Raw genomic sequence first — 16,298 nt, 5'->3', positions numbered from 1 at the left:
CGGTCGACCAGCAGCGGCTGGTGGTGCGCCGCTACCTGCGCTGACCCGACGCCGCCCCCGCCATCCGGTCCGCCGGTGCGTCCTCGACCGCGGGCGACGAGGCGGACCGTGCCCGGATGATCGCCTTGCGGACCTCGTCGTACCAGAGCACCACCGACGCCAGGGCCACGCACGCGCCCCAGTGGGCGAGGTCGAGGGAGTGGGTGCCGAAGGCGACCTGGAGGAAGGGCACCTCCACCACGGCGAGCTGGAGGACCGCGCCCAGCGCGATCGACGCCCACAGCCACGGGTTGGCGAACAGGCCGTGGAACGCGCTGGTGGTCTCCGAGCGGGCGTTGAGCGCGTTGAAGAGCTGGGCCAGCACCAGGGTGGTGAAGCCGGCCGTCCGGGCGACCTCGAACGTGTCGCTGCCCTCGACCAGGCCGCCGGGCAGGAACAGGTCGATCGCGAAGAGGGCCACCAGCGCCATCACCAGGCCGACCGTCACGATGCCCCCCCACATGCGCCCGTCGATCGCCCGCTCGGTCAGCCGGCGCGGCCGGCGGGCCATCACGTCGTCGATCTCGGGGTCGACGCCCATGGCGAGCGCCGGCGTGGAGTCGGTGACCAGGTTGATCCAGAGGATCTGCGTGGCGAGCAGCGGCAGCACGATCGCCTCGTCGCTCGCCGCGCTGAGGCCGAGCATCCCGGCGAAAACCACACCGAGGAACACGGTGAGCACCTCGCCCATGTTGGACGACAGCAGGTAGCGCAGGAACTTCTTGATGTTGTCGAAGATGACGCGGCCCTGCCGCACGGCCGCGACGATCGTGGCGAAGTTGTCGTCGGCCAGGATCATCCGCGACGCCTCCTTGGTCACCTCGGTGCCGGTGATGCCCATCGCGACCCCGATGTCGGCCGACTTCAGCGCCGGGGCGTCGTTGACGCCGTCGCCGGTCATCGCCACGATCTCCCCGTCGTCCTGCAGCGCGTCGACGAGCATGAGCTTGTGCTGCGGCGCCACCCGGGCGTAGACCGACACCTCCCGGATGACCTCGCGCAGCGCGTCGCCCTCGAGGCCGTCGAGCTCGGTCCCGGTCACCGCCCGCGCGCCCGGTCCGACGATGCCGAGGTCGGTGGCGATGCGCCGAGCCGTGGTCGGGTGGTCGCCGGTGATCATGATGACCCTGATCCCGGCGCGGTGCGCCTCGGCGATCGCCGCGGCCACCTCGACCCGCGGCGGGTCGATGATGCCGACCACCCCGACGTAGACGAGGTCGTGCTCCAGCCTCGTGTCGAGGTCGTCCGCGCCTGCCGATCCGTCGGGCGGCGCCTCGTCCGGGTCGTCGACGACGCGGTAGGCGACGCCGAGGGTGCGGAACGCCTCGCCCGAGAGGGCCTCGACCTCGGCGAGGCGCTCGGCCCTGGCCGCGTCGGTGAGGGGGACCGTCGTCGCACCCACCTGCTGGCGGGTGCAGTTGGCGAGCAGGACGTCAGGCGCCCCCTTGCTGAACAGCAGGCGGGTGCCGTCGGGGCGCTCCTCGTGCAGCGTCGACATCATCTTGCGCTCGGAGGTGAACGGGATCTCGGTGCGGCGCTCGAAGCGTTCCAACCGCTCGGTGACGCCCTCGAGCTTGCGCGCGGCCACCAGGAACGCCGCCTCGGTGGGGTCGCCCTGGATGGTCCACTCGCCGTCGCGCTCGCTCAGCTGGGCGTTGTTGGCGAGCGAGCCGGCGCCCAGCAGCAGCCGCGCCTCGGCCAGCTGTTGCTCGCTCAGGTCGCCACCGCCGGCCGTCACCGCCCCGTCGGGGCGATAGCCGACGCCGCTGACGTCCGCGCGGCCCGACGCCGTGACCAGGCGCTCGATCGTCATCTCGTTGCGGGTCAGGGTGCCGGTCTTGTCGGTGCAGATCACCGACGCCGAGCCGAGGGCCTCGACCGAGTCGAGCCGCTTCACCACGGCGTTGCGCCGCGCCATCCGCTGGACGCCGATCGCCAGGACGACCGACAGGATCGCGGGCAGGCCCTCGGGCACCGCGGCGACCGCGAGCGACACGCCGAGGAGCAGGACGACGACGAAGTCGCTCGCCGTGCTGACGCCCTGCACCACCACGATCACGGCCATCACGACGACGGCGATGACGACCACGATGATGCCGAGCATCCGGCCGATCCGGCCGACCTCGGTCTGCAGCGGGGTGGGCTCCTCCACGGTCGCGTCGAGCATCTCGGCGATCGCGCCGACCTCGGTCGACATGCCCACCCCGGTGACCACGGCGCGACCGACGCCCTGCGCCACCGCCGTGCCCTTGTAGACCATGTCCACCCGGTCACCGAGGGGGACGAGCCGCTCCAGCGTGGCCGGGGACTTCGTGACGGCCTCGCTCTCGCCGGTCAGCGACGCCTCCTGGACGCGCAACGCGGTCGCGCTCAGCAGTCGCCCGTCGGCGCCCACTGCGTCGCCCTCGTTGAGGACGAGCACGTCGCCGCGCACCAGCTCGGCCGACGGCACCACCTGGAGCCGCCCGTCGCGCAGCACCGTCGAGGAGGCCGCGGTCATGGTGCTCAACGCCGCGACGGCGTCCTCGGCCCTGGCCTCCTGGGTGTAGCCGAGCACCGCGTTCATCACCACGATCGCGGCGATCACGATGGCGTCGACCGGCACCCCCTCGCCGCCCTCGACGAACCACGAGATCGTCGAGATCGCGATGGCGGCCAGCAGCAGGTAGACCAGCGGGTCCTCGAACTGCGCCAGGATCTTGCGCCAGGTCGGGACCGGCTTCTTGGCCCGCAGCTCGTTGGGCCCGTCGCGGCGCAGGCGGCGCTGTGCCTCCTCGGTCGAGAGGCCGGTCGCCGGATCCACCTCGAGCCGGCCGAGCAGCACCTCGGCGTCGACCTGGGACGGATCGACCGGCTCCGGCATCACGACACCACTCGGCTCATCCGTCCATCATGCGCCTCCGGCGGCCGTCCCGGACGTGCCGGACGCCTCGGGGCGCACCCCGGACGGACGCGGATCGTCTGTCGAGTCGTCGCGTCCTGACACGGCTGACGCCAAGATGAGCCGACTCGACGGGTTCGGGCGGTCAGGATGCGCCGACTCGGCCTCGCTGCCGCCGGCTACGGGCGGTGCGGCTCCGGAGCCAGGCCGAGGTAGCCGCCGAACAGCCGCCGGAGCACGGCCAGCGCCTCGTCGGGGGTGAGCGGCGCCTCGGCCGGCGTGCCCAGGCCGCGCGCCAGGGTGTCAGGTGGGGTGGTTGTAGGTGCCGCTGAAGGGCGGGGCGCCCCACGGGTAGGTCGTGAAGGTGATGACGGGCGCCGACCAGGTGACGTCCTGGCCGCTGTCCATCTGCGCGAATCCTCGGGTGAAGTCCCAGTCGGAGCTGTGCTCCGACAGGTCGACGCTGACCCGGGCCACCCTGTCGCTGCTCGGCTGGAAGCCACCAACGGTCACGTAGAACCTGGTGCCGTTCTCCCACCCGGCGTCGAACCTCACGTCGTCGACGGTGCAGGTCCCGACGACCTCGCCGGTGGCGTTGTCCAACACCTCGCACGAGTCGCCGCCGGCGGTGGCCCAGGTGCCGGACGTGGCCCGGGTGGCGAACACCGCTCCGTCACTCCACGCCGCGACCGTCCGGTCCGCGGTCGTGGCGACGATCAGGGCGACCGCCACGAGGGTGCCCATCGCGGCGAGCAGACGCCGTCGCGTGGCGGGCCAGGTCATGCTGTGGCTCCTTCTCTCTCATCAGGTTGGCAGGGGTCTCGGCAGGGTCGTGGCAGGGTCGTGGCAGGGCAAGGGGTGGGACTGGGCGCGGTCGGGCCTGCGCCGGCCGCGCCCAGCAGGGCCCTAGCGGGCGTCGTGCGACGAGGCGGCGACCAGGTCGCGTGTCGCCTCGTCGTCGTGCGGGTCGCGTGCCGCGTCCTGCCGCCTCCCCGCCGGGACAGGGCCGGGGCGGGGCATCAGGCTGAGCGCGAGGATCGCCGCGACCGCGATCACGAGCGGCACGGCGACGCTCGGCTGGGTCAGCCGCAGCCAGGCATCACCCACGCCAGCGAACTGCCAGCGCGGGGACAGCACCGTGTCGTCGGTGACGACGTACTCCCCGGCGTCCGGGCTGTCGTTGGCGTCGCCCTGCATGCGGACGTGCCATGACCCGTCGTCGTGCTGCGCCACGTCGATGACGCGGTGCGTGACGAGCCGGTCCGAGACGTCGTTGTGCAGGGACAGCACGTCCCCGACCTCGACGTCCTCGATCGGCACCGGGGTGGCGACCACCAGGTCGCCGGTCATGATCTCCGGCTCCATGGACCCGGAGACGACGATGAGCGGCTTGATCACACCCAGCGTGGTCGCGCACCACAGCCCCAGGCTGAGGACCCCGATGACGGCGAGGCCCCAGACGAGGACGTCAGCGGCCGTGCGCAGGACGCGCACGGCCACCGCGCGGCCCGCCATCTCGTCAGGACTCTCCGGTGAACTGCAGGGTCATCGTCCCCTCGGTGCCCTGGTAGTCCTCGGGCCAGTCGTCAGGGGTGGTGACCTGCAGGATCACCGTGTCCGTGGCACCGGCGTCGAGCTGGGACGACGACGGGTCGTGGATGGTGGCCGTCGCCGGCGCGGTCCCCTCGAACAGGGCACCCTCCGTGGTCAGGACGCCCTTGCCGAGGGTCAGCGGAACGCTGCCGGCGTTCTTCAGCTGCAGGCTGAAGGTCTTGTCGGCGCCCTGGTTGAGGTCCTTGAACGCGTCGGCAGGGATCGACACGGCCTGGTTCTCCGTGTCTGCGTCGTACCAGGTGGTGCCACCGTCGACGCTGGCCTGCAGCTCGACGCTCTCGACGGCGCTCGCGCCGCCGTCGAACCATGCGTCGTCGGTCCACGTGGCACTGGTCAGGGCCGCTCCGACGCCCAGCACGGCGACGCTGGCCAGCGCGAAGCGGACGATCGCTCCGCGGCGGCGGCGCTTGTCGCGGTCCTGGTCAACGGCTACGACGTCGGTCGTAGTCATGTCTGCTCCTTTCTTCGGTTCGGCGTTCGCCGGATGACGGTCGGCGCGCGCCAGGACGTCCGGGCACGACCCGTCGACCACCCGCCCGGGTTCGCAGGCGGTCCTCCGCCGGCACCACCGGGGGAGGGAACACGACCGGGGCGGCGGAGCCGCGACCCGACGGTCGTCGTGGACGCTCGCCGACGGGAAAATTCTGACGGCCACCGAGCGAGCGCCCAATGCCGGCGGACGTGACGTTGGTCATCCCGTGGGCGGCGCGGCCGCCTCTCAGGTGGCGCCGAGGGCGTCGACGACTGCGCGGACCGCGGGCGACTCGGCCATCGACGCGCGGTGCACGACGGTGATCTCGCGCGACGGCACCGGGCGGTGCGCGGCCACCGCGACGACGTCGTCGGGCAGCGCGGACCTCCCCAGCCGCGGCACGAGGGCGATGCCGAGCCCGGCCCCGACGAGGGCGAGGTGGGAGTCGAACTCCATCGCGACGTGGGCGATGCGGGGAGCGCGGCCGGTGCCGTCGTACATCCGCCGCAGCCACTGCCGGCAGATCGACCCCTCGGGCGTGGCCACCCACGCCTCGTCGACGAGGTCGCGCGGGGAGACGCGGGTACGCCCGGCGAGGCGGTGGTCGCGCGGCACGATCACGTCCGCGACGTCGCGGGCGATGGTCACGCTGACGAGGTGGTCGGGCAGGTGGAGGGGCACGTCGCCCCACTGGTGCACGATGCCCAGGTCCTGCTGACCGGCGGCGACGAGGTCGACGGTGTCCCACGGCTCGCGCTCGGTCAGCGTCAGGGACAGCTCCGGGTGGCGGTCGAGGAGGTCGCGCACCGACGCGGCCACCAGCCCGCGCATCGCCGTCGAGAACGCGGCGACGCGCAGCCGGCCGGTGACTCGGCCGGCATCGCGCTGGAGCCCGGACTCGATCCTCTCGAGCTCGGTGAGGAGACGCGAGCCGTCGTCGACGAGGCGGCGTCCGTGCGCGGTGAGCATCACCCCTCGCCCGACCCGTTCGAGCAGCGCGACCCCGGTCTGCTTCTCCAGTCGCTTCACCTGCTGCGACACCGCACTGGGCGTGAAGCCGAGGGCGTCCGCGGCGCCCGCGACGCTCCCGTGGGTGTCGACGGCCCGCAGGCTGGTGAGAGCGGCGAGATCGATCATGCAGGAACGCTACCGCGTGAGGTGAACGATCGTTCGCTGGTGCTTCATGATTGCGCACCGCAGACTGAGGACGTGAACCTCCGCGACTCCCTGCTGGCCGCCCTCGTCGCCACGATCTGGGGATTCAACTTCGTCGTCATCGACTGGGGCATGGCCGACGTGCCGCCCTTGCTGTTCGTGGCGATCCGGTTCGCTGCCGTCGTGCTCCCGGCGGTGCTCCTCGTCCCGCGGCCCGACGCGCCGTGGCGGATCATTGCGGCGGTCGGCGTGTTCATGTCGCTCGGCCAGTTCGGGTTCCTCTACCTCGCGATGGCGGCCGGGATGCCGCCCGGCCTCGCGGCCCTCGTCCTCCAGGCACAGGTGGTCTTCACGATCGTCATCGCGGCCGGTGCGCTGCGCGAGGTCCCGACGCCGCTCCAGGTCGGCGGCGTCGTGGTCGGCACCGCCGGGCTCGTCGTGGTCGGGCTCGGTCGCGGTGGCCAGGTCCCGCTCGCCGCCCTGGTGCTGTGCCTGCTCGGCGCGCTCTCGTGGGGCATCGGCAACGTCGTCGCCCGTGCCGCGAAGGTGCCCGGCGGGTTGTCGCTCACGGTGTGGTCGGCGCTCGTCGTGCCGCTCCCCCTCCTCGCGCTCTCCCTCGTCGTGGACGGGCCGTCCGCGGTGGCCACCGCGCTGGCCGGCTTCTCGTGGCAGGCGGCGGTGTCCACCGTCTACACCGCCGGCCTCGCCTCGTTGGTCGGCTACGGCATCTTCAACGGCCTGCTCGCCCGCTGGCCGTCGAGCGCAGTGGTGCCGTGGGTGCTGCTCGCCCCTGTCGTCGCCATGGCGTCGGCCTGGGCGCTGCTCGACCAGCGGCCCAACGCGGCTGAGCTCGGCGGCGGTGCGCTGCTGCTCGTCGGGGTGCTGGTGGCGCTGCGTCCGTCCCGGGGCCGAGGGGCCGCGCGTGAGGCGGACCCCGCCCCCGAGCTCGTGCGGTGAGGTGAGGTGAGGTGAGGTGCGGTGAGGTGGCGCCCGCCCGGACCCACGTTGGACCAGAAAGGGCTCCTGATCTCGATCGAGGTCAGGAGCCCTTCTGCCACATGAGCGATCCGGGCTTCGACCCGAACCGCTCCTGCTCGTGGTGCGCGAGGGGGGAGTTGAACCCCCACGTCCTTTCGGACACACGGACCTGAACCGTGCGCGTCTGCCTATTCCGCCACTCGCGCCAGAAGCGGGCTCAGGCTACCCCACGGCCGAGGCTGGCTCCCAATCGGCCGGGAGGTCGTGCCGGACCGGCGCGGCGATCCCGGGCCGACCGGGGCGGCACCGTGGCGAGGGGGCGGGCGGCCGGTACGCTCGGCCGCACCGGCCGGGCGGTGGGTCATGCCTGCCCGCCCACGACGATCCGACCGAGCGCGACGAGAGGAGGCCCGATGCCGAACCCGCTGCAGCGCTTCGAGCAGCGGCTCGAGACCGTGATCTCCGGTGTCTTCGCCCGGGCCTTCCGCAGCGCCGTCCAGCCCGTCGAGATCGCCGCGGCCCTCCAGCGCGAGTGCGACAACAACGCCCAGGTGCTCAGCCGCCAGCGCCGGCTCGTCCCCAACGACTTCCACGTCGAGCTGTCGGCCACCGACCTCGAGCGCATCGTCGGCCTGGGCCGCGCGCTCGAGCAGGACCTCGTCGACCAGCTCCAGGACCACGCGGACGCCCAGGGCTACGTGTTCACCGGTCCCATCGGCATCGCCTTCGAGACCGCCGACGACCTGACGACCGGCCGCTTCCGCATCCGCTCCAAGGCGCAGGCGAGCGTGACCGACAACGACCAGCGCACCCGTACGCGCTCCTCGCACGCCACCCTCGAGGTCAACGGCACCCGGCACCCGCTGCGGCCCCCAGGCCTGGTGATCGGCCGCGGCACCGAGGCCGACCTGCGCATCAACGATCCCGGCGTGAGCCGGCGCCACCTCGAGCTCGTGGTGAGCATCGACGGAGTCGAGGCCGTCGACCTCGGCTCGACCAACGGCATCCTCGTCGACGGGTCGAAGGTGACGCGGGCCCGGCTGCGCGACGGCTCCACGCTCCGCATCGGCCACACCGACATGACGGTCCGCATCGACGGCGGTCGCGACGAGGCCGGGGGCTGGAATGTCTGAGCTGACCCTGTTCCTGATCCGGATGGCGTTCCTCGCGATCCTCTGGATCTTCGTGCTGTCGGCGATCTCGGTCATCCGCTCCGACATGTTCGGCGCGCGCGTGCCCGAGACCGCGCGCAACGGCGCGCCGGCGCCGAGCCGCAAGGCCAAGGCCACCAAGACCAAGGCGCCCCGCAAGCCGCGCCGCGGAGCGCCCACCCATCTCATCGTGGTCGAGGGGGAGAACGCCGGCGTGCGCGCCGAGCTCGCCGACGCCCCGCTCCTCATCGGCCGCGGCAGCGACGCCGCGATCAAGCTCGACGACGACTACGTCTCCACCCGCCACGCCCGCGTCGCCGCGAGCGGCGACGAGTGGTTCGTGGAGGACCTCGGCTCCACCAACGGCACCTATGTCGGCCCCGTCCGCATCACCCAGCCCACCACCATCGGCCCCGGCGTCCAGGTCCGCGTCGGCAAGACGATCCTGGAGCTGAGGAAGTGATGTACCTCCACTACTCCGCGATCTCCGACGTGGGCCGGGTCCGCCGGGAGAACCAGGACAGCGGCTACGCCGGGCCCTGGCTGCTCACGGTGTGCGACGGCGTCGGCGGCGCGGTGCGCGGCGACCTCGCCTCCAGCACCGCCGTGCAGGCGCTGCGCAAGCTCGACCAGGAGCCCGACGACGACATCCTCGGCCAGGTGGCGGGCGCGGTGCACCGCGCCGACGACCGCATCGCCGAGCTCGTCGAGGAGGATCCCGGCCTCAACGGCACCTCGACCACCGCCACCGTCGCGCTCTTCGACGGCCACCGCTTCGGCATCGGCCACATCGGCGACAGCCGCGCCTACCTGCTGCGCGACGGCGAGCTGCGCCGGCTGACCCACGACCACACCTTCGTCCAGTCGCTCATCGACGAGGGGCGGATCACCGAGGAGCAGTCGCGCACCCACCCGCACCGCAACCTCATCCTCAAGGCGCTCGACGGCGTGCGCCACGAGGAGCCCGACCTCTTCGAGGTGCCCGCCGAGGCCGGTGACCGCATCTTCGTCTGCAGCGACGGCGCGTGCGGCACGCTCACCGACGAGCGGATGGCCGACATCCTCTCCACCGGCACGCCCGACTTCGCCGCCGTCGAGCTCGTCCGGGCGAGCCTCGAGGCCGGCAGCACCGACAACGTCACCTGCATCGTCGCCGACGTCCTCGACGAGGCGCCGCCCGAGGACCTCGCCCCGCTGCTCGTCGGCGCGGCCGCCGACCTGCCGCGACGGCTCCCGCTCAGCGGCGCGGTCGGCGGGCTGTTCCGCGGCCACCGCTCCGGCGACACCGGCGAGATCCCGCCCGTGCCCGACGACGTGCCCGAGGGCGCCTACGTCGCCGACCCCATCGACCCCGAGGCCGCGCGCTACGCGCCCCGCGACCCCGGCCGCTACGCCTTGCTGCGGCGGCTGCTGGTCGCGGCCGTGCTGCTCGGCCTGGGCTGGGTGGTGCTCGCCGCCGCCTGGTCGTGGAGCCAGCAGCAGTTCTACGTCGCCGAGGACGACGGCAGGGTGACGATCTTCCGCGGCATCGACGCCGACCTCCCGGGCATCTCGCTGTCCCACCCCTACGAGGTCACCGACGTCGAGCTCACCCGCCTCAGCGACATCGACGCCGAGACGGTGCGCGAGGGCATCGAGGCCGACGACCTCGAGGACGCCCACCTGACCGTGGACAACTACGCCGCACGCCAGGACGTCGACCCAGGGTGACGGGACGAGTGCGATGAGTCAGACCGGGACCCTGATGGGCTTCGTGCACCGGCGACGCCGGGGTGCGGAGCTGTTCCTGCTCGTGCTGGCGCTGGTGGTCGGCATCGGCGCCTACGCGGCCGTGGGCCTCGGTGTCGAGGGCGTCGTGCCCGCCGACCTCGTCGGCTACGGTGGCTGGCTGACCGCGCTGATCGTCGGGGCCCACATCACCGTGCGCCTGGTCGCGCCCTACGCCGACCCGGTGCTGCTGCCGCTCGTCGCGGCCCTCAACGGGCTCGGGCTCGCGGTGATCCACCGCCTCGACCTCACCTACGAGGCGCTGGGGCGCCCCAACTTCACCTTCGCGCGCCAGCAGCTGATCTGGATGACGCTGGGCGTCGCGCTCTTCGTCGCCACGCTCGTGCTCCTGCGCGACCACCGGGTGCTGCAGCGCTTCACCTACACCGCCGGCCTGCTCGGCATCGTGCTGCTGATCCTGCCCTTCCTGCCCGTCATCGGCAGTGGCAAGAACGGCGCCAACATCTGGATCAACGTGGCCGGCTTCAGCTTCCAGCCCGGCGAGGTCGCCAAGGTGCTGCTGGTGATCACCTTCGCCGGCTACCTCGTGCTGCACCGCGACGCCCTCGCGCTCGCGGGGCGGCGGGTGGTGTTCATCGACCTGCCGCGCGGGCGCGACCTGGGCCCGGTCCTGGCGATGTTCGGCGTCTCGATGATGATCCTGGTGCTGCAGAACGACCTCGGCTCCTCGCTCCTCTTCTTCGGCCTGTTCCTGGTGATGCTCTACGTCGCCACCGAGCGGCCCGGGTGGCTCGTGGTGGGCGGGCTGATGTTCGCCGTCGGCGCGCTCGCGGCCTACACGTTCGTCGGCAACGTGCAGAACCGCTTCAACTTCTGGCTGCACCCGATGGACTACTACGAGTCCTCGCCGGGCAGCTACCAGCCGGTCGAGGCGATGTTCGGCATGGGCTGGGGCGGCCTCATCGGCCGCGGCCTGGGCAACGGCTTCCCCGAGCGGATCACCTACGCCGAGTCCGACTACATCGTCGCCGCGATCGGTGAGGAGCTCGGCCTGACCGCCGTCATGGCGGTCATCCTCTGCTACGGCCTCATCGTGGAGCGTGCGCTGCGCACCGCGCTGATCTCGCGCGACGGCTTCGGCAAGCTGCTGGCCGTCGGCCTCGGTGCGATCGTCGCGCTCCAGGTCTTCGTCGTCGTCGGCGGCGTCACCGGCCTGATCCCGCTGACCGGCCTCACCACCCCGTTCCTGTCCTACGGAGGCTCCTCGCTGGTGGCCAACTGGGTCCTGATCGCGCTGCTGCTGCGCATCTCCGACCAGGCCCGCCGTCCCGCCCCGCGCCTCGACCCGGTGGACGACGCCGGCGCCGACAGCGAGAGCACGCAGGTGGTGAGGCTGCGGTGAACAAGCCCATCCGGGTCTTCTCGGTCTTCTGCCTGGTCCTGTTCCTCGCGCTGCTCGTCAACGCGACCTACCTGATGTACGTCCGGGCCGACAGCCTGTCCGACGACCCGCGCAACCGCCGGATCATCACCGCGGCGTTCTCCCGCGAGCGGGGCGCGATCCTCGTCGGCAAGGACGCGATCGCACGCAGCGTGCCCTCCGACGACAAGTACAAGTTCCAGCGCACCTACTCCCAGCCGTTCAAGTACGCCCCCATCACCGGCTACTTCTCGTGGTACGGCCAGACCGGGGTCGAGCGCTCCCAGAACGCCGTGCTCGCCGGCGACGACTCGCGCCTGTTCGTCACCCGCCTCGTCGACATGCTGAGCAACACCGACCCCAAGGGCGGCAACGTCCAGCTCACCGTCAACCCGGCGGCCCAGGACGCCGCCTGGACCGGCCTGGAGAACCTCCCCGGCGACGCGCAGGGCGCCGTGGTGGCGCTCGAGCCCACGACGGGCCGGGTCCTGGCGATGGCGTCCACCCCGACCTTCGACCCCAACAACTTCGCCTCCCACGACTTCGGCGCGGTCGCCGAGCTCAGCGAGGAGCTCAACGCCGACCCGCGCGAGCCGCTGGTCAACCGCGCGATCGGCACGACGCTGCCGCCGGGGTCGACGTTCAAGCTCGTCACCGCCGCCGCCGCGATCGAGTCGGGCAACTACGACGCCGACTCGCAGGTGCCGGGCGGCTTCCGGTTCAAGCTGCCGCAGTCCACCACGACCGTCGGCAACTACGACGGCGGCAACTGCGGCGGGCGCCGGATCACCCTGACGCAGGCGCTGCAGGTCTCCTGCAACGTCACCTTCCTCAGCCTCGCCAACGAGCTCGGGGTCGAGGCGATGGCCGACCAGGCCGAGGCGTTCGGCTTCAACTCCACGTCGCTGGAGGACCTCGGCGGGCAGGCCGAGTCGCTCTACCCGCGCGACATGGACCCGCCGCAGACCGCCCTGTCCGGCATCGGCCAGTCCAACGTCACCGCGACGCCGCTGCAGATGGCGATGGTCGCCGCGGCGATCGCCAACGACGGCGACGTGATGCGCCCCTACGTCGTCGACGAGGTGCGCGCGCCCAACCTGTCGGTCCTCGACCGCACCGACCCGCAGAGCATCAGCAAGGCCGTCTCCAGCACCACCGCCGACGAGCTGACCAAGATGCTCGTCGCCACCGTCGAGTCGGGCACCGCGACCCCCGCGCAGATCCCGGGCGTGGAGGTGGCCGGCAAGACCGGCACCGCCCAGTCCACGGCGGACCGCCCGCCCTACGCGTGGTTCGTCTCCTTCGCCCCCGCCAACGACCCCAAGGTCGCCGTCGCGGTGCTCGTGCAGTCGAGCGACACCTCCCGCTCCGAGATCGGAGGCGGCCGCCTCGGCGGCCCGATCGCCAAGTCGATCATGGAGGCGGTGATCACCCGATGACCGTGCTCGCCCCGGGTGGCCACGTCGACGACGCCCACCGCTACGTCCTCGAGTCGCGCATCGCGACCGGCGGCATGGGCGAGGTGTGGTCGGCGCGCGACACCGTGCTCGACCGCGCCGTCGCGGTCAAGGTGCTCAAGGCCGAGTACGCCGACGACCCGCTGTTCCGCAGCCGCTTCGAGACCGAGGCCCGCAACGCCGCCGCGCTGCACCACCCCGGCATCGCGTCGGTCTTCGACTACGGCCAGGGCGCGCCCGGCGACGGCTCCGGCACCCCGCGCCCCTACCTGGTGATGGAGCTCGTCGACGGCCAGCCGCTCTCGGCGCTGCTGCGCCCGGGCGCGCCGCTCGACCCCGCCGCCACCCAGGACCTGCTGGCCCAGGCGGCCGACGCCCTCGGCGCCGCCCACGCGGCCGGCATCGTGCACCGCGACGTCAAGCCCGCCAACCTCATCGTGACGCCCGACCGGCGGATCAAGGTCACCGACTTCGGCATCGCCCGCGCCGCCGAGGGCATGGCGCTCACCCAGACCGGCGAGGTGATGGGCACGCCCGCCTACATCTCCCCCGAGCAGGCCGAGGGCGAGACCGCCACGGCCGCGTCCGACGTCTACTCCCTCGGCGTCGTCGCCTTCGAGTGCCTCGCCGGCCGCAAGCCGTTCGTCGCCGACACCCCGGTCGCCACCGCGATCGCCCACGTGCGCCGCCCGGTGCCGGAGCTGCCCGACACCGTGCCCGCCGACCTCGCCGCGGTCGTACGCCGCTCGCTGGCCAAGTCGCCCGGCGACCGCTTCCCCGACGGCACGGCCTTCGCCCGCGCGCTGCGCTCCCCCGCCTCCTACGCCGGCTCCTCTCCCGCGACCTCCTCCGACGCCTCGACGCCCGACGAGGACGCCACCGTCGTGGCGCCCGTCGCCGCCCCCGACCCTGACCGCGACCCGGCCAGCGACGTCGCGGCCACCCGGGTCGCCCCGGCCGCACCGCCGCCGGCCCCCACGCCCGCCGAGCCCGCGCCCACCCCCGGCAGCCGACGCACGACGCCGTGGCCGACGATCGTCGGGATCGTCGCGGTGGTGCTGGCCCTGCTGGTGGCGTTCTGGCTCGGCACCCGCGACGACGACTCGCCGTCGCCCACCGACGAGCAGACGACCTCGGGCGACCGGTCCCCCTCGCAGCAGCCCAGCGACTCCCCGAGCGAGCAGTCCGAGTCGCCCACCAAGTCGCCCACCCGGACCCCGAGCCCGTCGCCCAGCGAGACGGAGTCGGAGACCCCGACCGAGACGCCCACCGAGACACCCACCGAGACGCCCACCGAGACCGAGGCCCCCACGGTCGAGGTCGACCCGGGCGCCTACGTCGGCCGCGACCACGGCGACGTCGAGCAGGAGCTGCGCGACCTCGGCCTCGAGCCGGTGCCCGTGGAGCTGGACAACCCCGGGGAGCAGCCGGAGGGCACCGTGGAGTCGGTCGAGCCGAGCGGCACGCTGCAGGAGGGCGACCGGGTCACGGTCAGCTACTGGGGCGCGGCCGCTGCCGGCCAACAGAAGGACGACGAAGGGAACGACGAGGGATGACGCAGCCGGAGCCGACGCTGATCGGCGGCCGCTACGAGCTCGGTGAGCTCCTGGGCCGAGGCGGCATGGCCGAGGTGCGCAAGGGCAAGGACCGCCGCCTGGGCCGCACCGTGGCGATCAAGCGCCTGCGCACCGACCTCGCCAGCGACCCGACGTTCCAGGCACGGTTCCGCCGGGAGGCGCAGTCGTCGGCGTCGCTCAACCACCCCGCGATCGTGGCGACCTACGACACCGGCGAGGAGATGGCCACCGACGGGTCGGGCGTCGCGCAGCCCTACATCGTGATGGAGTGCGTCGAGGGACGCACGCTGCGCGAGATCCTGCGCGAGGGCCGCAAGATCCTGCCGGAGCGGGCGCTGGAGATCACCGCGGGCGTGCTGTCGGCGCTCGACTACAGCCACCGCGCGGGGATCATCCACCGCGACATCAAGCCGGGCAACGTGATGCTCACGCCGTCCGGCGACGTCAAGGTGATGGACTTCGGCATCGCCCGCGCGATGTCCGACGCGTCGTCGACGATGACCCAGACGGCCGCCGTGGTCGGCACCGCGCAGTACCTCTCCCCCGAGCAGGCCCGCGGCGAGACGGTCGACTCGCGCTCCGACGTCTACTCCACCGGCTGCCTGCTCTACGAGCTCCTCACCGGCAGGCCGCCGTTCGTCGGCGACAGCCCGGTGGCGGTCGCCTACCAGCACGTGCGCGAGCCGGCGGCCCCGCCGTCCGACCTCGACGACCAGCTCGACCCCGAGATCGACGCCATCGTGATGAAGGCGCTCGCCAAGCGCGTCGAGGACCGCTACCAGAGCGCCGCCGCGATGCGCGCCGACATCGAGCGCTACCTCTCCGGCCACCCGATCCAGGCACCGGCCGTCGCGCCGGCCACGGCCGAGACGGCCTACGTCCCGCCGGCCCCGCCGGCCGACGCGACCTCCACGATGGCGGCCTCCCCGCCCCCTGGGCGCGACGAGCGGGGCCGCGGCCGGGCCGCGTGGTGGGTGCTCGGCGGGATCCTCGTCGTCGCGCTGCTCGCCGGTGGCGCCTACCTGGTCAACGGGATGCTCTTCGACGACGCACCGGAGCGGAAGCCCGTGCCCAACATCGTCGGCCTCACCGAGGACGAGGCGCGCATCGCCATCGGCGACGCGGGCTTCAGCGTGGGTCGCATCACCCGCGAGACCTCCGAGACCGTCCCGGCCGACACCGTGATCCAGCAGGACCCCAACCGCGACGTGTTCGCCGACCCCGACACCTCCGTCGACTTCGTGCTGTCGCTGGGCAAGCCCGAGGTGGAGGTGCCGTTCGTGGTGGGCACGCTCCGCAAGGAGGCACGCGCCGCGATGCTGGCGCAGAACCTCAAGGTGCGCTTCCAGGAGGAGGACTCCGACGAGCCGCGCTTCCAGGTGCTGCGCACCGAGCCGCCCGCCGGCACTGCCGTGGCCGAGGGCACCACGGTGACCCTGGTGTTCTCCGACGGGCCCGAGCAGGTGCCCGACGTCCGCGGGCTGCCCCAGCGCCGGGCCGAGCGGCAGATCACCGAGGCCGGCTTCGTGCCGAGCGTGCGCATCGACGCCTCGTCGACCGAGCCCAAGGGGACGGTCGTCGACCAGATCCCCGCCGGCGGCACGGCCGACCAGGGCAGCACCGTGACGCTCTTCGTCTCCGACTACGAGGAGCCGGTCGAGACGCCGACCGAGACCCCCGACACCGAGACGCCGACGCCCACGGAGACCCCGACGACGGAGCCCCCCACCGAGACCCCGGAGCCGCCGACCGAGACGCCCGACGGCCGTCCTGCGGCGCAACGCCCCGAGGCACCGCGGCGCGACTGAGCACCGCGACCCGGAGCG

13 protein-coding genes and 1 tRNA gene are annotated in these 16,298 nt (G+C 72.8%); 8 read left to right on the top strand and 6 right to left on the bottom strand.

Going from position 1 to position 16,298, the window contains the following annotated elements:
• Positions 1–31: 31 nt before the first annotated feature.
• From JX575_RS00225 to JX575_RS00205, 5 genes are all read right to left on the bottom strand, one after another.
• Positions 32–2,902: a cation-translocating P-type ATPase gene (locus JX575_RS00225; protein WP_186339722.1), complete on the bottom strand. Its 2,871-nt coding sequence runs from the start codon at positions 2,900–2,902 to the stop codon at positions 32–34.
• Between the two features lie 321 nt (positions 2,903–3,223).
• The gene (locus JX575_RS00220; RefSeq protein WP_186339721.1) at positions 3,224–3,703 is read right to left on the bottom strand and encodes a hypothetical protein; all 480 of its coding nucleotides are present in this window, start codon (positions 3,701–3,703) and stop codon (positions 3,224–3,226) included.
• A gap of 123 nt (positions 3,704–3,826) precedes the next feature.
• The gene (locus JX575_RS00215; protein WP_186339720.1) at positions 3,827–4,435 is read right to left on the bottom strand and encodes a signal peptidase I; all 609 of its coding nucleotides are present in this window, start codon (positions 4,433–4,435) and stop codon (positions 3,827–3,829) included.
• Positions 4,436–4,439: 4 nt separating this feature from the next.
• The gene (locus JX575_RS00210; protein WP_186339719.1) at positions 4,440–4,985 is read right to left on the bottom strand and encodes a hypothetical protein; all 546 of its coding nucleotides are present in this window, start codon (positions 4,983–4,985) and stop codon (positions 4,440–4,442) included.
• A 267-nt stretch (positions 4,986–5,252) separates the two neighbouring features.
• Positions 5,253–6,143, bottom strand: coding sequence for a LysR family transcriptional regulator (locus JX575_RS00205; RefSeq protein WP_186339718.1), 891 nt, complete (start codon positions 6,141–6,143; stop codon positions 5,253–5,255).
• Positions 6,144–6,215: 72 nt separating this feature from the next.
• Between JX575_RS00205 and JX575_RS00200 the strand changes: the two genes are divergently transcribed.
• Positions 6,216–7,118 (top strand): EamA family transporter, encoded by a 903-nt coding sequence (locus JX575_RS00200; RefSeq protein WP_186339717.1) that lies wholly within the window; start codon positions 6,216–6,218, stop codon positions 7,116–7,118.
• Positions 7,119–7,258: 140 nt separating this feature from the next.
• Here JX575_RS00200 and JX575_RS00195 read toward each other — a convergent pair.
• A tRNA-Leu gene (locus JX575_RS00195) sits at positions 7,259–7,345 on the bottom strand.
• 207 nt (positions 7,346–7,552) lie between these two features.
• On the opposite strand from JX575_RS00195, the gene JX575_RS00190 reads away from it, so the two are divergent.
• The 7 genes from JX575_RS00190 to pknB are packed head-to-tail and all read left to right on the top strand — an operon-like array spanning position 7,553 to position 16,280.
• Positions 7,553–8,272 carry a DUF3662 and FHA domain-containing protein gene (locus JX575_RS00190; RefSeq protein WP_186339716.1) on the top strand — a complete coding sequence of 240 codons (720 nt, stop codon included), beginning with the start codon at positions 7,553–7,555 and terminating at the stop codon, positions 8,270–8,272.
• Positions 8,265–8,753: an FHA domain-containing protein gene (locus JX575_RS00185; RefSeq protein WP_186339715.1), complete on the top strand. Its 489-nt coding sequence runs from the start codon at positions 8,265–8,267 to the stop codon at positions 8,751–8,753. The genes JX575_RS00190 and JX575_RS00185 overlap by 8 nt, the downstream gene beginning before the upstream one ends.
• Positions 8,753–10,000, top strand: a complete 1,248-nt coding sequence (locus JX575_RS00180) for a protein phosphatase 2C domain-containing protein (protein WP_186339714.1) — start codon at positions 8,753–8,755, stop codon at positions 9,998–10,000. Before JX575_RS00185 ends, JX575_RS00180 begins: the two co-directional genes overlap by 1 nt.
• Before the next feature lie 13 nt (positions 10,001–10,013).
• Complete coding sequence (locus tag JX575_RS00175) at positions 10,014–11,420, top strand: FtsW/RodA/SpoVE family cell cycle protein (RefSeq protein ID WP_186339713.1); 1,407 nt, start codon at positions 10,014–10,016, stop codon at positions 11,418–11,420.
• Positions 11,417–12,877 carry a penicillin-binding protein 2 gene (locus JX575_RS00170; RefSeq protein ID WP_186339712.1) on the top strand — a complete coding sequence of 487 codons (1,461 nt, stop codon included), beginning with the start codon at positions 11,417–11,419 and terminating at the stop codon, positions 12,875–12,877. The genes JX575_RS00175 and JX575_RS00170 overlap by 4 nt, the downstream gene beginning before the upstream one ends.
• Entirely contained in the window at positions 12,874–14,451 is a 1,578-nt protein-coding gene (locus JX575_RS00165; protein ID WP_186339711.1) for a serine/threonine protein kinase, read from the top strand. Before JX575_RS00170 ends, JX575_RS00165 begins: the two co-directional genes overlap by 4 nt.
• Positions 14,448–16,280, top strand: a complete 1,833-nt coding sequence (gene pknB, locus JX575_RS00160; RefSeq protein WP_186339710.1) for a Stk1 family PASTA domain-containing Ser/Thr kinase — start codon at positions 14,448–14,450, stop codon at positions 16,278–16,280. The genes JX575_RS00165 and pknB overlap by 4 nt, the downstream gene beginning before the upstream one ends.
• The last annotated feature ends 18 nt before the right edge of the window (positions 16,281–16,298 follow it).

It is taken from the genome of Nocardioides sp. zg-1228, from assembly GCF_017086465.1.
In the GTDB taxonomy this organism is placed as follows: Bacteria; Actinomycetota; Actinomycetes; order Propionibacteriales; family Nocardioidaceae; genus Nocardioides.
This window is presented reverse-complemented; position numbering and strand designations above follow the sequence as displayed.

Bases quoted from the DNA above. Each gene is read 5' to 3' on its own strand.
- JX575_RS00175 (WP_186339713.1), top strand. From the start codon at position 10,014: ATGAGTCAGACCGGGACCCTGATGGGCTTCGTGCACCGGCGACGCCGG.
- JX575_RS00220 (WP_186339721.1), bottom strand. From the start codon at position 3,703: ATGACCTGGCCCGCCACGCGACGGCGTCTGCTCGCCGCGATGGGCACC.
- JX575_RS00190 (WP_186339716.1), top strand. From the start codon at position 7,553: ATGCCGAACCCGCTGCAGCGCTTCGAGCAGCGGCTCGAGACCGTGATC.
- JX575_RS00185 (WP_186339715.1), top strand. From the start codon at position 8,265: ATGTCTGAGCTGACCCTGTTCCTGATCCGGATGGCGTTCCTCGCGATC.
- JX575_RS00180 (WP_186339714.1), top strand. From the start codon at position 8,753: ATGTACCTCCACTACTCCGCGATCTCCGACGTGGGCCGGGTCCGCCGG.
- JX575_RS00225 (WP_186339722.1), bottom strand. From the start codon at position 2,902: ATGCCGGAGCCGGTCGATCCGTCCCAGGTCGACGCCGAGGTGCTGCTC.
- JX575_RS00165 (WP_186339711.1), top strand. From the start codon at position 12,874: ATGACCGTGCTCGCCCCGGGTGGCCACGTCGACGACGCCCACCGCTAC.
- JX575_RS00205 (WP_186339718.1), bottom strand. From the start codon at position 6,143: ATGATCGATCTCGCCGCTCTCACCAGCCTGCGGGCCGTCGACACCCAC.
- pknB (WP_186339710.1), top strand. From the start codon at position 14,448: ATGACGCAGCCGGAGCCGACGCTGATCGGCGGCCGCTACGAGCTCGGT.
- JX575_RS00210 (WP_186339719.1), bottom strand. From the start codon at position 4,985: ATGACTACGACCGACGTCGTAGCCGTTGACCAGGACCGCGACAAGCGC.
- JX575_RS00215 (WP_186339720.1), bottom strand. From the start codon at position 4,435: ATGGCGGGCCGCGCGGTGGCCGTGCGCGTCCTGCGCACGGCCGCTGAC.